10 protein-coding genes are annotated in these 15,555 nt (G+C 33.8%); 4 read left to right on the top strand and 6 right to left on the bottom strand.

Annotation, left to right across the window (positions count from 1 at the left end):
- Positions 1–2,117, top strand: a 2,117-nt coding sequence (locus BZG01_RS17335; RefSeq protein WP_143470932.1) for a T9SS type B sorting domain-containing protein, incomplete at its 5' end; no start/stop codon positions are given.
- On the top strand, positions 2,117–3,142 hold the full coding sequence (locus BZG01_RS17330; RefSeq protein WP_101311103.1) for a PorP/SprF family type IX secretion system membrane protein: 1,026 nt from the start codon (positions 2,117–2,119) through the stop codon (positions 3,140–3,142). The genes BZG01_RS17335 and BZG01_RS17330, both read left to right, overlap by 1 nt.
- Positions 3,143–3,149: 7 nt before the next feature.
- Here the strand turns inward: BZG01_RS17330 and BZG01_RS17325 are convergent, their stop codons facing one another.
- Both BZG01_RS17325 and BZG01_RS17320 read right to left on the bottom strand, forming a co-directional pair.
- A complete protein-coding gene (locus tag BZG01_RS17325; RefSeq protein ID WP_101311102.1) occupies positions 3,150–5,582 on the bottom strand; it encodes a cache domain-containing protein in 2,433 nt (810 codons plus the stop codon).
- Between the two features lie 14 nt (positions 5,583–5,596).
- Positions 5,597–6,157, bottom strand: coding sequence for a hypothetical protein (locus BZG01_RS17320; protein WP_101311101.1), 561 nt, complete (start codon positions 6,155–6,157; stop codon positions 5,597–5,599).
- A 470-nt stretch (positions 6,158–6,627) separates the two neighbouring features.
- On the opposite strand from BZG01_RS17320, the gene BZG01_RS17315 reads away from it, so the two are divergent.
- Entirely contained in the window at positions 6,628–9,567 is a 2,940-nt protein-coding gene (locus BZG01_RS17315; protein ID WP_180327374.1) for a sensor histidine kinase, read from the top strand.
- 5 nt (positions 9,568–9,572) lie between these two features.
- Here BZG01_RS17315 and BZG01_RS17310 read toward each other — a convergent pair whose 3' ends face one another.
- The gene (locus BZG01_RS17310; RefSeq protein WP_101311099.1) at positions 9,573–10,385 is read right to left on the bottom strand and encodes an aminotransferase class IV; all 813 of its coding nucleotides are present in this window, start codon (positions 10,383–10,385) and stop codon (positions 9,573–9,575) included.
- Positions 10,386–10,557: 172 nt separating this feature from the next.
- Between BZG01_RS17310 and BZG01_RS17305 the strand changes: the two genes are divergently transcribed.
- The gene (locus BZG01_RS17305) at positions 10,558–10,848 is read left to right on the top strand and encodes a hypothetical protein (RefSeq protein WP_101311098.1); all 291 of its coding nucleotides are present in this window, start codon (positions 10,558–10,560) and stop codon (positions 10,846–10,848) included.
- Between the two features lie 159 nt (positions 10,849–11,007).
- On the opposite strand, the gene BZG01_RS17300 is transcribed toward BZG01_RS17305, so the two are convergent.
- From BZG01_RS17300 to BZG01_RS17290, 3 genes are all read right to left on the bottom strand, one after another.
- Positions 11,008–11,349, bottom strand: coding sequence for an avidin/streptavidin family protein (locus tag BZG01_RS17300; RefSeq protein ID WP_101311097.1), 342 nt, complete (start codon positions 11,347–11,349; stop codon positions 11,008–11,010).
- Positions 11,350–11,425: 76 nt separating this feature from the next.
- Entirely contained in the window at positions 11,426–12,418 is a 993-nt protein-coding gene (locus tag BZG01_RS17295; RefSeq protein WP_101311096.1) for an isoaspartyl peptidase/L-asparaginase family protein, read from the bottom strand.
- A 69-nt stretch (positions 12,419–12,487) separates the two neighbouring features.
- Complete coding sequence (locus BZG01_RS17290) at positions 12,488–15,466, bottom strand: tetratricopeptide repeat protein (RefSeq protein WP_101311095.1); 2,979 nt, start codon at positions 15,464–15,466, stop codon at positions 12,488–12,490.
- Positions 15,467–15,555 lie beyond the last annotated feature (89 nt).

The raw sequence follows: 15,555 nt of genomic DNA, 5'->3' as shown, positions 1-15,555 counted from the left end.
CAACTTATTTATGGAGTACCGGCGAAACAACACAGACAATCACAGTTTCGGCGAGTGGAAATTACAGCGTAACAGTAATTGATGCCAACGGCTGTTCCGCAACAGATGATGCCAATGCAACAATACATCCGAATCCAGTTGTTGATTTAGGAGCAGACCAGCAGACTTGCTCAGGAAATACGATCACTTTTGACGCCGGCAACGCAGGATCAACCTATTTATGGAGTACCGGTGAAACAACACAGACAATCACAGTTTCAGCGAGTGGCAATTATTCAGTAACAATAACTGATGTGAACGGCTGTTCTGCAACAGACGATGCTAATGCAACAATACATTCGAACCCAACAGTTAATTTGGGAGCAGATCAAACACATTGCGATGGAGATTTTGTAGTTCTTGATGCGGGAACTCAAATTGGCAGTTATTTGTGGAATACCGGTGAAACGACTCAAACAATTACAGTATCTGATCCAAATAATTACTTTGTTGATTTTACAGATGCGAACGGATGTGTTGCAACAGATAGTGTTACAGTAAATTTTTACCCGGCTTTTGATTTTACTTTATCTTACTCAACAAATTTGGTTTGTTATGGAGATTCAACATATATAGAAGGTCCTGTTCAAACAGGATATTCGTATCAATGGAATAAGGATGGTTCTCAGCTAGTGGGCGAAACAAATTATTCAATTAAGGCAGGGGATACCGGATGGTACACTTTAAATATTATAAATGAGAATGGATGTTTTGGCTCCGATAGTGTTCATGTTGAAATAATTCATCTGCCAATTAATTCTCTTCCAAATCAGATTGATATGTGTTATGGAGAATCTGTGATGTTGGATATAGGTGATGGCGAAAGCTTTTCATGGAATGATGGAATTACAACTCAGACAAGATTGGCCTATACCAGTGGTGTTTATTCTGTTGAGGTTCGAGATTTGAATGGATGTATTGGTTACGATTCTGTAAATGTAGTTTTTCATGATCTTCCTATAGTTGATCTGGGGCCTGATTTGTTTATTTGTGCAGGTGAAGAGTTGATTATTGAAGCACCTGATGGATATCATTTAGAATGGACTCCCGGCGGACAAACAAAAGAAATTTATGTATACGAAGAGGGGGAATTTACATTGAAAGCTACTGATGATTTTGGTTGCGTGGGGAATGATGAAATTCGAATATTTGTTCACGATAATCCGAATGTTTATTTGGGTCGCGATACTACAATTGCTGAAGGAACTACTCTTTTACTTGATGCAGGCAGTGGATATGTTCAGTATGAGTGGAACAATCAGGAAAGCTCACAATTTTTAAAAGTGGACCGAGACGGAGAGTACGCTGTGAATGTTGTAGATATGAACGGTTGCAGAGGTAATGGGAAAGTGAAAGTAGCTGTAAATCCTGTTCCAAATATAAATTTGGGGGGAAATGCCGGTATTTGTCAGGGAACCTCTCTTATGCTGGATCCAGGGCACTGGGAAAGGTATCAATGGAGTACCGGTGAAACAACAAGAACAATTAATGTGAACCAATCGGGCAATTATATCGTAAGTGTTTGGGATGTATACGGTATAATGGGCACAGATACCTTGCATGTAGAGGTTTATCCTAGTCCTGAGTTAAGTTTGGCTGCAGATACCTTAAGCTTTTACAAAGGTCAGACTGTTACGATAGATGCTGGTGCGGGTTATTCTTCTTACTATTGGAGCACAGGATCAGATTGGAGAAGTATTGAGGTTGAAGAACCCGGCGACTATTCTGTTCAGGTAATGAATGATTTTGGTTGTGTTGCACAATCAGCAGCGGCAGTGAAATTGTTACAACCTAAAATGGTTGTTCCAAATGTTTTTACACCAAACGGGAAAGGCCCAAATGAGATATTTTATCCTGTTTTTAAAGGTGTAGTTACCGATTTTGAATTGTATATTTATTCACGATGGGGTGAGCAGGTTTTCGAGTTGCGAAAAGATGTCGTCAGTAATAATGAGTTGAAATACGATGGCTGGAACGGAACCTATAAAGGAGAAGAATCCGAAATTGGCGTATATGTTTGGATGATTTTTTATGGTGGAAAAGAACGGGCTCACGGTACCGTAACCTTATTTAGATAATGAGAAACAAACTGAAAATAGTAAGTGTTATTATACTACTATTGAATTCTTTAAATCTGTTTTCACAAGATGTAGAGTTCTCTCAGTTCTATGCGAATAAAATTTATTTGAATCCGGCATTTGCCGGTTCCGATTTCGATCCCAGAATTTCATTTGGATACAGAAATCAGTGGCCTGAGTTAAACTCAGCTTACATAAGCTACAGCGTAGCTTACGACCAATATGTAAATGCGCTTGGCGGTGGTTTTGGACTTCAGATTATGCAGGATGAACAAGGCGATGGAACAATTAGTACCACAACGGCAAGTGGGATGTATTCCTACACACTTCGGGTGTCCCGTGATTTGTTGATAAAAACAGGCTTTCAGGTTTCATTTATTCAACGAAAGTTGGATGACACCAATTTTACTTATCCGGACCAGACTGATGAATTTTATATCAATGGCTTGATAAATCCTTTTACAGGAGAAGGGGCTATTGATCACTTAAGCAGGAATTATTTCGATTTTTCAACCGGAATGATCGCTTCCTTTAAAAATTGGTTTATTGGGTTTGCTGCTCATCATGTAACAGAACCAGACGAAACTTTTAAAAATGAAAGTGACTATTCTAAGTTGCCAAGAAAATACACTTTACATTGTGGTGTTAACGTGCCGGTTTTCCGAAATGGTTTGCATCGAGCTGATTTTAGTTTAGCTCCTAATTTTTTACTTCAACAACAAGGAGCTAACCGACAGCTAAATTACGGCTTATATCTCTCAAAAGGTTCTGTTATTTACGGAATGTGGTACAGAGATAATTTGGAGTTGGAATACGATGCAATAATCCTGCAATTAGGAATTATTCGTGATTGGTGGCAGGTTTCATATAGTTATGATAAAACGGTTTCTAAATTAATACACACAAACACAGGAGCTCACGAAATTTCTTTTTTAATGAGGTTTAAAAACAGATCGTCAGGTTCTATGGAAAAAAATCTTAGGCGCCGAAGACAAATTGGTCGAATTAAGTGTCCGAAATTCTAGACTTTCATTAAATCATCCTGTGGATAATTTCAATTAATTCCTGCTTGATAATTGGTTTGGTAATAAAGCCATCAAATCCCGACTTAAGAACCTGTTCTTCTTCATTGGCTAAGGTATAGGCTGTCTGAGCAATTATTTTTGTGTTTGGGCTATCTTTTTTAATTAGTTTAAATGTGTCGTAGCCATTTAAATTTGGCATTTGCAGGTCTAATAGAATCAAATCAAAATGGTTATTCATGCAATAATCAACGGCTATCTTTCCATTTTGAGCAATGATGAGTTCAGCTCCTGTCGTTTTAAGCATTTTTTCCAAGAGGGTGAGATTCACCTTATAATCATCCACGATCAGAATCTTTTTCCCGGCTAATTTTTTATTGAAATCAGAATCCTCATTTGATGTTGAATTTACTGCAGAAGACTTTTTTTTCTGATAAGGGATACTGATGAAAAAGCTGCTTCCAACATTTAAGGTAGATTCCAGCCACATTTTACCATTCAAAAGTTTTGCCAGTTTTTTTGATATGGAAAGTCCCAGACCAGTTCCGCCATATTTTCTAGCATGGGAATCATCTGCTTGTCTAAATTGATTAAAAATAACATCTTGCTTGTCTTTAGATATTCCAATTCCAGTATCTTTTATCGAAAAGATTATTTCACCCCCATTTAATTGATACGAAACTATAACACTGCCTTTTTCGGTGAACTTTAACGAATTTTCAACGAGATTTGTAATAATTTGTCTTAAGCGAAAAGGGTCAGTGTAAATAACAGATTGTTCGTTATTTAAGCCTTTTAGGAATTGAAGATCAATATGATCTTTCCCTTTGCCCGTTTTAATTTTTTCGAAAGTTTGATGCAATTCATCAAAAAGCTGATTCAAATTAAAAATAGTTCTTGAAATTTTAAGCTCACCCGATTCAATTTTGGAAAAATCGATTATATCATTAATTAAATTTAGTAAGGCGTTTCCACTGTTTTTTATGTGACTGAAAAATTGTCTTCTGGTGTCGTAAGGTATATCATCTTCTTGTAATAACTCAGAGAATCCAATAATTGCATTCATAGGAGTCCGTATCTCATGAGACATGTTGGCAAGAAAGGAAGATTTTAAACGATCAGATTCCTCTGCACGTTCCTTAGCAATTTCTAATTCTTTTTCCTTCTGACTACGAATGTCAATCATTCTGTTAATTGTTTTCGACATATCCCGAAATTCCGGAAAATATAATTCATCAGGATTAATTTTAATGGATTGAGTGGATGCTTTACGGAAAAAATTATTGAATGAAACGAAGTTTCGATTCATCTTCTTTGAAATAAATTTCGAAGTAAAATAGAAGATTAGAATGGTAATTCCAATCAAAATAATAATCTGATAGATATAATTTAAAACCGTTTTCCGCAATTCAATATGAGCTGTTTGAATGTTTGCGTCAATGTCTCTTGTATATATACCTGCTCCAATTATCCAATCCCAATCTTCAATTGTTACAATGTACGAGACCTTTCTGCCTCGATTCGAATAAGGATCTTCATATTCGATAAAACCTTCCTTTTTTAACTCTGCGTGTGATAAAAGATTTTCAACATTATTTCTACGAAGAGCATTTTTATAGTCTCGGTAGTTTTTCCCAATACTTTCAGTATTATTATGAAGCAGACAGGTTCCGTCTTTTTTATATACAAAGAAGGAATTATTATCTGCAAGGCTGATTTGACTAATTCTATTTAACGCTTCTTTTTGATTTTCATCCTGCAGGTCATCTAAAAAGGAGAAGCTCCCAAAGTACCAATTGTAAGGTATGAACTTCTTGATATATGATACCTTTGTGTAAGCATTGTATTTGTTTTTTATTTTATTCGGATTTTCATATTTAGTGTAAGCTTCATCTTGAAACATCATTAAGTTGATTTCATTCTTAATGAGATAGTTTTTGTTAAGATCTTGAAAATCAATTAAATTCTGTCCTTCCTTTTCTTTTGATAAAGGATATAGAATACCTTTTCCAGCCAAGGTGTTAATAAAAACGTATCCTTTATTATTCGAGAAACGCATGGGGGAAATAGCTTGCTTAATTCTGCGTTTTATTTCCTGATCAGGGATTTTTCCTTTGTTTTGTCTGTAAATGTTCGATGCAATAGCATGTGCTTGATTAACAAAGTTTTTAAGTCTGTTTTTAATTCTGTTTTCGGCCTGAGTATTCTGATAATTGATAAAATTAGTACACTCTTCGGTTTTGCTTATCAGCGATTTTTTTTGTTGAGCGATGGATTTAATTCTAAGTGCTTCTGATTCAATTGCGAATTTTGAGACTTCTTTATAGATCCAAATGCCTCCTATTCCAACAAGAAAGCTTACCGTTAAGACAAGAAATAGTAAAAAGTAGGCTCTACTAATACTAAGATTATTTTGCTTCTGCTTTAAAGGCCTTAAATTCATATTCTAAAATTAACTCAAATTTTGAATTGTTCTATTATTTGGTCAAAAACCGGATTAAATATTTCAAATCCGGATTGAATATCATTCTTCACATTTTCATCAATTAAGTTTTTATTAAACTCATTTGTGTAAGAATATTTATTGATGATACTTATGTCGTAACGCTTGGTTTTTTTGTTGATTATGAAATGTGGAATAGTATGATAAGCCGCTTTTATCGAAAATTGATCTTTGGCAAGGATTTCCTTTTCAAGAAGAAAATTGTACAAATCAATAAAATGGATGGATGAGTTGGAAAGATAGACCCGTAGTTCAAAATTTAAGGAAAGCGGAATCTCATAAAAAAAATTGAAATCTTTATATGTTTGATTTTTATAGTGGATTGTTACACGGTTCATGTTCATATTTACAGGACTGTATTCTATGTTCCATTCCAAATTAGTAATGGTATTTAGGTCTTTTTTTATTGCATGAAGAATTTTTAACCGTGGGAGTGTATTAAGAACAAAATTTTGATTCTCAGAATACTCTTCGCTAAGCTTCGCTAAATTTGTTGCAGTAAAAGTATATTTCATAAAATAATTTTTCTCAATTGGTAATTAAGAGAACAAAAGAAGTGAAATTATATGAATGGTTTACAAATTCAATTTAAAATTGAGCCTTTTTATGTTTTAAAATCATAAATTAAATACGAAACAAATTGAAAATTGTTAATCTTTTGACTTTAATTCTTGTGAAATCATGCTTGTTATTTGTAATTCAGAATCATCGTAAATAAGCAAACTTATGCTTTGGCTTGATTTTGATGTGGATAAAGTATACTGAGCAGTAATTATTCGAGTATGTTAATGCAATTTTTCAGTAAATAAGTAGTTGTTAATAACACTTGACGCATTTGGCACATTTGACACATTTTTAATTTATTCTTATTTACTATTATTGCAGAATGATTTTTATCCGAAGAGTATTATTTTTGATCATATTATTTTTTGTTGGGATGCCAATGTGTGTAAAAGCATATTTGCAATCAACAAGGAACTTTTCAATGGCTGATGGACTTCCCAGTAATATTGTTTTTGATATTTTCGAAGATTCAAGAGGGTTGGTTTGGCTTGCTACGGATGCAGGACTGTTTGAATTTATTGGTGAAGAGATTAAGTTTCGGAAAGAACTTTCAAGACTGCAGGGAGAAAGAATTAACTCAATTTGTGAAGACGAAAAAGGGAATTTATGGTTTTCGGCACAAGGTGTTGGTCTTTGTAAATTTGATGGTAAGAAACTTTCAATTTTTCAGTTGGATTCCGTAGCAGAAGAGAGCGGTATTGCGTGTCTTGTGAAAAACGCTGCAAGTGATCATCTAATTCTTGGATCATCAGAAGGGGTATTTGTATACAAAGAGCAAAACTCCAAATTGAAACATGTCGGTAATTTATGGAAAAAGCCAGTTTTTAAGATTCGACAATTTCAAAATAAATTGGTTGCGAACAGTGCCTCTCAAAAAGAGAATGTTGAATTTGAAATGGAATCGGGAAAGGTTCGGGAATACCATACCGAACCAAATTTACCTGTAGTTGAAATTGGTTATCAAAACAATAGTATTGAGCTAAAGAATCTTCTGGAATCGGGTAAACCGTTTACTCTTAACACGAAAACAAAAAAGAAATTAGTTTGTGATGTTATTGAAGCTGAAGGGAATGAAACCCAAGACTTTTATTTGTTGAGATATTTTGAAAAAGAGATACAGAAACAAAAATTGATAAGACTTTGTGGTGATTTATTATCAGATTTATCTGCAGAGAAAATGTTGGATGAGTACGTTATTCATTCTATTTTTTTAAGAAAAGGATACGATGATTTATGGATTGGCACGCATAACCACGGTTTAATTCAATTGCAAAATTCAAAGTTTACCTACCTGGATTCTGATCTGTTGGGATTTAAAAATACTCTTTTGCAGGATTTGATTTGTGATTGCAGAGGAAATATAATTGTGGCAAGCAAAAATGAAATTAGTATCCTTAAAAATTCTCAGGTTCAACACCGGTTATTGGTTAAAGATTTCTGTTCTCTGGCTAGCAGGGAATTTAAGTGTCCTAAAGATTTCTCGATTTATAAATTAGGTACAGACAAGCACGAACTGGTTTGGATATCAACAAACAGAGGTTTTTACACCTTTAGCACAAATAGCTGTCAATTAAAATATATTGGAATTACTCCAGCTGAGAATTTTGTGTTTACAGAAGATGACGATTTACTTTGTTTCTGGCAGAATCAATTTAAGTTTTATTCTAAAAGCGGATGGGATTCACAAAAACCAATATTGAAATTTCCGAAGTCGGCCGGCATTGGTGTTAGTAAAATGGTTGCGAAGAATTCTTCGATATGGATCTCAACCCGACAGAAAGGTATTATTCAATTTAAGAATAATGAATTTAGGATTTTTAACAGAAAGAATTCAAATATTCACAATGTATTAAATGACATACTGGTATTGCCGGATTCTACCATAATTGCCGGTGGAAATAATGGTTTGATTTACAAAATGAAAAGTAAATCGAATAGCTTAGTTGTTATTGACTCCATTACAGATTTGGATGGATTAGTAGGGACATCAATTCAAGGAATCCAATATTTAAAGGATGGCTCATTGTGGTGCGGAACGAATCTGGGGGTACATCGTTTTGAGTACAATTCATGGCTGAAAAATTCAAATTTAAAATTTAAATTCTGGAACTCGAAAGATGGGTATTTAGACCAAACCGGAGAACAGTCAGTTATTGATAAGAATCAGGATATTTGGCTAAAGACAAAGAATAAACTATTAAAAATAGAGACAAATACTGGCAAAAGAAAGCATTTTGAGGATAAAATTAGTCTTACTTCAATTAGGATCCATGGTGAAGATTGGATGCCTGATAGTTCACAGGCAGATGAATGGACTAATTCACCAATTTCACCAATTGAGTTAAATTATGATGAGAATGATTTAGCTTTTACGTTTGGAATAGATTTTTGCCAGAATATATCGAATGTTAGGTTTAGATATTTATTAGATGGATTTGATGAGAAATGGTCAAATTGGAGTCCTTCCTCAGATGCTGTATTTTCTCATTTGCCAAGTGGTAATTACACACTAAAAGTGGAAGGAAAACACTTAAGCGAAGGTGTTATTATTCCTTTTTCTTTTGATATTATTGTAAAGACTCCGTGGTGGAAAATGTGGTGGTTCATTATATTGTTGAGCTTGATTTTTGGAGGACTTGTTTATGTCGCCATGTGGGGTTATACGTATTTTATTAGAAAAAGAGAAAAGACAAGGATTAAACAATTGAATAGAGTTATAGGATTGAAAATGAAATCGTTACAAAACCAGTTGGATCCGCATTTTATTTTTAATTCTTTAAATTCAATACAGAGTTATATTTTGGAAGAGCAAAAAGAGAGTGCTCTGGAATATCTTTCAGATTTTTCGAATGTGCTGCGAAAGAAGATTGAAAGTGCAAATAAGGATTTTATTTCTTTATCGGATGAAATTGATTATTTACAACTTTATTTGAAGTTGGAGCAAATGCGTTTTTCTAATAAATTTTCATACAAAATAAGTGTAAATACAGCAATTAATCCTTTTAAGTCTAAATTGCCGCCAATGCTGATACAACCATTTTTGGAAAATGCAATAAGATATGGGTTTGCAGCATCGGAGACAAAGGGAAATCTTGATGTGAATTTTGAGATTGAACAGGATGGTTATTTAAAATGTATTATTAAAGATAATGGTGTCGGGCGCAAAAAGGCCAAAGACCTGCACGAGGATTCGAATATTAAAGTCCATCATAAAACAATGATTATTACACAGGATAGAATTAAATTATTGAATAAAGTTCTGAATAATGGTCGGGTATATGAATATTTTATTGAAGACTTGACAGATGAAAAAGGATTTCCAAGTGGAACTAAAGTGGTGATAGGATTTCCTAAACAATAGGATATTTACTTTAAATATTCACTGATTTTAGTACGAAGAACTTCAGATAACCTGCCAATAATCTCATGGGAGCTTGAGTAACTAATTGAATTGATTCTTTTTATTGGTAAAATCTGTAACGATGTGCCAGTTAAAAAGGCAGCCTCAAAACTTGGTAAATCATCATATTGAATAGAGTGTTTTTGAATAGGAATTTTAAGTTCTTCAGCAGCTTCAATTACTTTACTACGAATAATTCCGTGTAAAACATCTGTATCTAAAGCAGTGTGCAACTCATTGTTCTTAATAAAAAAAAGATTAGATCTGCTCCCTTCAGTAATGTTTCCCATAGAGTTTAGGAGCAGTACTTCAAAAATTTCAGCTTCTTTAATTAAATCATTGGTTGTAGAACGAAGGGAGTGGTTGTATACTTTAGCATTTGGTTTTGGTCGGTCAGCCTGATGAACAAGAGTTCTAACACCATTTTTATACTGATCTTCGTTGGGATAATAATGCTGAATAAAATAGGCAAGAAAAGTTTTATTTTCACCGTCGATATGAAATACTAATTTGATATTGCCGTTTTGGGAATCGTTCAATGCAATTAAATTGGAAATACTTTCTTTAATTTGATGCAGGTTTAACCAAAGGTTCTGTTCAAGGCAAGCCGCTGAATTTGTTAATCGTTGAAAATGTGTTTCAAGAAATAAAGCTCTCCCGGAAACGACCCGAATAACTTCATACAGGCTTATTCCCCGCAAAAAGATTTTATCATTAAAATCTTTAGCAGGTTTTGCTTTTTCATTTTTCAGAAAAATATAATGGAAACACTCGCTCATAATCAACAACCTCTGTTCTTAATGTAGATTTACAACTACAAATAAACTTTTTTTACTCACCAATTGCAATGATTTAAAGATTATAAAATATGTGTGTGAATTATAAATTTTGGAATGCATACTCTTGGTATTTTTAGTAATTTAGCAATCATCAAAATCTAAAATTTTAATTATGGCAAGCAGAAGAAATTTTAAAAAAGACATAAATTTCCTAACAAACGAGATATTAATGAGAGGTATCATTCATTTGAATTTCTTTGGACGTGAAAATTCAGAAGACGTGTATGTTATCATGAATGAGGCGGCTGCGTCACGAAATGAATATATTGCCCGTATTAATCAAAAATTAAGTGGTAAAACTGCAAAAGAAATCAAGAATCATTATAAATCCATATACGATGATTTGTTAGATTCAACACATGACTTACTTGGTAAAATTGATAATTTAGATGTTGCAGTCTAATTAAGATACATGAATAAGAGGGTGTCCGAAAAGTTCAATTTTATTGTCATTCTGAGCTTGCCGAAGAATCTTTATGTTTGAATAACAGATGTTTCGACTTCGCTCAACATGACATTTCCAAGGGAAACTTTACTTTTCGGACACTCTCTTAATTTATACCTATGGTTTTCTGAAAGTTCCCACTCCTGTAAGAATTGCTTTGGCAAGCTGTTCTTCTTCACCACCTTCACTTTGTGACAAATGCCACATGGTGTGAATTACAGGTCCGGATTCGTCCAGTTCAAAACGACCTGTCCAACAAGCCAAAGATCCGTACTTTTCAAAATCTACCATAAATGCAATCACATTAGCATTGATTTTTCCTGTAATTTCAAATTTCTCTTCGAATTTGGGTTGCCCTATTGCAGTTTGAAATGTTCCGCTTACAAGATTTTCTGTAACAGTTAGATCCATTTCTGAATTGTACTGATTTTTCCATTTTCCGTTAAGGTTTATCTTCATAGCTTAATTTTTTTTGTGTGATTGTTGACTAAGTTTAATTTAGCTTGAAATATTCATTTTGCAAAATAAATTATTCTCATTTATAGATCAATACCTCAGTTTCCCCTTTTGAATTGGAATAAGCTCTGTACATACCATCTGTATTCATTTTCATTACAATATTGCCGTTTTTATCAAGGCCGATTATTCCACCGGTTCCTCCAATTTTAGTCAATTTATCAATAACTTTGTTGCTGGCCTCTTCCAAACTAATATTTTGGTATTCCATCATGGATGAAATATCTTTAGCAACACCTAATCGGATAAAAAATTCGCCGTGACCAGTGCATGAAATTGCACAGCTTGCATTGTTGGCATAAGTACCTGCACCAATAATAGGAGAGTCTCCTATACGCCCGAAACGCTTATTTGTCATACCTCCCGTAGACGTTCCGGCCGCCAGATTTCCATCTTTATCCAAAGCTACGCATCCAACTGTACCGTGACGATCTTCCGGAGTCATTTCTTTCTCTTTTTTAAGGATCTCCTGCAGGTGATCCCATCTGTTTTGTGTGAAAAAATAACTCTGGTCAACTATTTCCAGACCTTGCATTTTAGCAAATTCAGAAGCGCCGTGGCCGCTCAGCATTACATGCTCTGAATTTTCCATGACTTCTCTGGCTGCGCTAATAGGATTTTTTATATCATCAACGCCAGCTACTGCTCCTGCGTTTAAATCTTTTCCCCACATAATTGAGGCATCAAGTTCGTTCTTTCCGGAATTGGTAAATACTGCACCTTTACCAGCATTAAACAGGGGCGAGTTTTCCAGGATACGAATTGTTTTTTCAACCGCATCAAGGCTGCTTCCGCCATTTCTTAATATGGAATCACCAATTTGGAGAGCCTCTTGAAGTACTTTTTTATACTGTGTTTCCTTTTCAGGAGTGAAATTTTTACGCAGTATAGTTCCGGCTCCGCCATGAATTACAATTGCATAATCAGATTTGTTTTCTACATCAGGATATAAAATAAAACTGCTTACTATTAGAGTGATGATAATAAATAATGGTAAAATTACTTTTTTCATGGCGCAGATTTTTTTTATCAAAAATAATAATGGTTGAGATCAAGCATTTGAGAGTTGGGAAAGAACATTTTAAGATAAATTCTGTGATATGATACGAAGAAGTTCACTCCCGGTATAGGGTTTTATTATGAAGCCATCAAAGCCAGATCCTGAACGTTTTTGTTCTTCATCCTGATGGTTAAATTTAGTTTGAACAATTACGGGCACATGTGGGTTTTGCAGCTTTATTTTCTTAGTAACCTCGTATCCGTCAATTTTTGGTAATTGAATGTCCATCAATACCAAGTCAAAATGATTTAATTTAAACTGCTCAACAGTTTCAGCCCCATCTTTTGTCCAGGTTACTTCTGCATTTGTCTTTCGGAGTACTTCTTTAATGTAAAGAAAATTTGATTTTTTATCTTCTGCTACTAATATTTTTTTTCCGGTAAAATCTGCTTCCATACCGTCTTCTGAAGTTTCGGAATTTATCTTAATGGGATTTGATTGGAAAGGAAGATCGACATAAAATTGGCTTCCTACATTCGGTTTCGACGTAAACCAAATATTACCATTTAGTAATTCAACCAAACTCTTTGAAATTGTTAGTCCCAGACCTGTACCTCCGTGCTCTGCAGAATTATTACTTGCCTGTCTAAATCGATCATAAATTAAAGATTGATCTTCGTACGGAATACCAATGCCTGAGTCGTTAATAAAGAAGCGTATTTTGTTTTCAATTAATTCGACTCCAAAATCAATATGACCCGATTTTGTGAATTTTAACGCGTTTCGCAGGAGGTTTATCAGAATTTGTTTTATTCGAACCCGGTCGGAGGTAATTGTCAGATCTGTAGGTATATCATTGTAGTGAATGGTAAATTCAATATGATTTTTTTTGTCAGCATATTTAAGCTCATCGAAAATGCTTTTTAATTCTTCGAGCATTGGATAAACTTTGAAACTGGATTTTTTAATTTTCAACTGCTTTGATTCAATCATCGAAATATCCATGATATCGTTGACAAGAGTGAGTAAAACATGTCCGTTCTCATAAATAATTGAAGTGTAATGGTTTTGTTTTTTTGAAGAATTGGTCATCGTCAGCAGTTTAGAAAATCCAATAATAGCATTCATTGGAGTTCTAATTTCATGAGACATATTCGCTAAAAAGGAGGATTTTAATTGATCCGATTGTTCTGCTTTTTCTTTTGCTTTAATTAATTCAATCGTCCGTATTTTTACGAGATTCTCAAGATTTCGATGATTCTCCTCTAGCTGTAATTCTGCTTTTTTCCGTACCGTAATTTCGTTGGTTAATTTCTTATTTGCCTTTTTTACAGCAAGATATAGGCTGTAAATTAATGTTATTGAGAGCAGAATGAGAACAACAATTACTATTAAAAATGAATTGATAAGGGATTGCTTATTTAATTTTTCTTTTTCGATTGATTTTTCATTGGCGAAAATTTTTTCCAGAGTTACTCGTTTTTCTCTTTCGTTTTGCATCTGAATCCAACCAATTCTATTTTCCATTTGTGCATTGTACATTTGGTTGTACAAATCGAAATACAATTGATGATAGTGCAAGGATTGTTTATAATTTTTATCCGAAGAATAAATCTCTGATAAATTTTTTGCACACTCAGCCATGAGTGTTTTCCGGTCAATTTCAGAGGCTATATCAAAGCTTTTTAACAGATATTGAATTGCCAGTTTGTGGTTGTTTTTAGTCTTATATAATTCACCCAAATTATTGTAAGTTGATGCGACTCCGCCAATATTATTAATCCCCATATTAATAACAATTGCCTTATTGAAAACATCCAGAGCTAACGCCAAACTATCTCTTTTTACATGAATTAAACCAATATTTGTATAACAGGATGCGATTCCTTTTAAGTTGCCTATTTTTCTTTGAATGGAAAGCGATTTATTGTAGTTGGAAAGACTAAGAGGGTAATTTTTTTCCTGGTAATAGGTATTCCCTATTTTTCGATAAGCATCGGCACTGCCTTTTAAATATCCGATTTGTTCGTTTATTTCTATTGATTTTTGAAACTTTTCCCGAGCGATGGTGTGATCTTTCATTTCATATAAAACCATACCAATGTTTAAGTAGCAATTCGCAATATTTTTTTGAGATCCAAGCTCTTCAAAAAGCTTTAGTGCTTTATGTAGATATTCTAAAGCTTTGTCATTCTGCATGAGGGTTTGATAGACCTCGCCAATTCCCATGTAAGACAGTCCTATTCCATTTTTCGATAATAGTTTTTTGCTGATTTGTAACGACTCATTGTATAGATCAATGGCTGTAGTTCTATTGCTTAATCTGTTGTGCAGTTTTGCCAGATGGTTTAAAGTATATGCAATATTTTTGTCGAGATGATTTTCTTTGCCAATTTCCAGCGCTTTTTCGAAATGTTTTTTTGATGATTCCAGATCATTAATTTCAAAATAAGCATTTCCCAATGCATTGTGGGTGTAGCAAATGCCGGAATTGTTCTTAAAGCGTATATTTAGCTCCAATGCCTTATGGTAATTTTTTAATGCTTCATCGTATCTGCAGTTTTCTAATTTTATATTGCCAATGGCGTTGTAGCTAAAACTGAAATTAATACTGTCCTGGGTTAGTTTTTTTAATTCAAATCCTTTTTGATAAAACAATTTTGCGGTATCATAGTTACATGTTGAATAGTTTAAATCGCCTAAATAACCATAGCAAAAACTCATTTTCAGAGTGTCTCTCATGCTTTTCCAATATTCAAGAGAAATATCAATACAGGTTTCGGCATTTTTCAATTCTCCCTGATACAAATATATTCTCCCCAATAATTCATTCGCGATCGCGTATTGTTTCATGTTCTCAAATTCAAGTGCTTTTTCAGCGGCCTGCAAGCTTAATCTTAAAGCTTCAGCATTATTTGAATTGAAGTAGGATTGGGCAATTTCGATTACGCGATCAAGATTTGCGTTTTTTATTGTAAAGTCTATTCTTTCTGATTGGACGGTTGCTGTGACGTGAAAGGCGGTAATTAATGAAAATAGAAGAAGGAGAATGTTTTTCATTCTTTTGGGCTTAAGAATTTGTGCAATTAACTGTTATAACTTAAAATGAAAGTTTTTGTTGTTTTTATTTCTATTTTTTTAATAAAGAG

This window comes from Labilibaculum manganireducens (assembly GCF_002843385.1).
GTDB lineage: Bacteria > Bacteroidota > Bacteroidia > Bacteroidales > Marinifilaceae > Labilibaculum > Labilibaculum manganireducens.
The sequence above is the reverse complement of the archived record's forward strand: the minus strand, read 5'-3'. Positions and strand labels throughout refer to the sequence as shown.

Bases quoted from the DNA above. Each gene is read 5' to 3' on its own strand.
- BZG01_RS17325 (WP_101311102.1), bottom strand. From the start codon at position 5,582: ATGAATTTAAGGCCTTTAAAGCAGAAGCAAAATAATCTTAGTATTAGT.
- BZG01_RS17300 (WP_101311097.1), bottom strand. From the start codon at position 11,349: ATGAAGATAAACCTTAACGGAAAATGGAAAAATCAGTACAATTCAGAA.
- BZG01_RS17310 (WP_101311099.1), bottom strand. From the start codon at position 10,385: ATGAGCGAGTGTTTCCATTATATTTTTCTGAAAAATGAAAAAGCAAAA.
- BZG01_RS17305 (WP_101311098.1), top strand. From the start codon at position 10,558: ATGGCAAGCAGAAGAAATTTTAAAAAAGACATAAATTTCCTAACAAAC.
- BZG01_RS17330 (WP_101311103.1), top strand. From the start codon at position 2,117: ATGAGAAACAAACTGAAAATAGTAAGTGTTATTATACTACTATTGAAT.
- BZG01_RS17320 (WP_101311101.1), bottom strand. From the start codon at position 6,157: ATGAAATATACTTTTACTGCAACAAATTTAGCGAAGCTTAGCGAAGAG.
- BZG01_RS17315 (WP_180327374.1), top strand. From the start codon at position 6,628: ATGGCTGATGGACTTCCCAGTAATATTGTTTTTGATATTTTCGAAGAT.
- BZG01_RS17295 (WP_101311096.1), bottom strand. From the start codon at position 12,418: ATGAAAAAAGTAATTTTACCATTATTTATTATCATCACTCTAATAGTA.
- BZG01_RS17290 (WP_101311095.1), bottom strand. From the start codon at position 15,466: ATGAAAAACATTCTCCTTCTTCTATTTTCATTAATTACCGCCTTTCAC.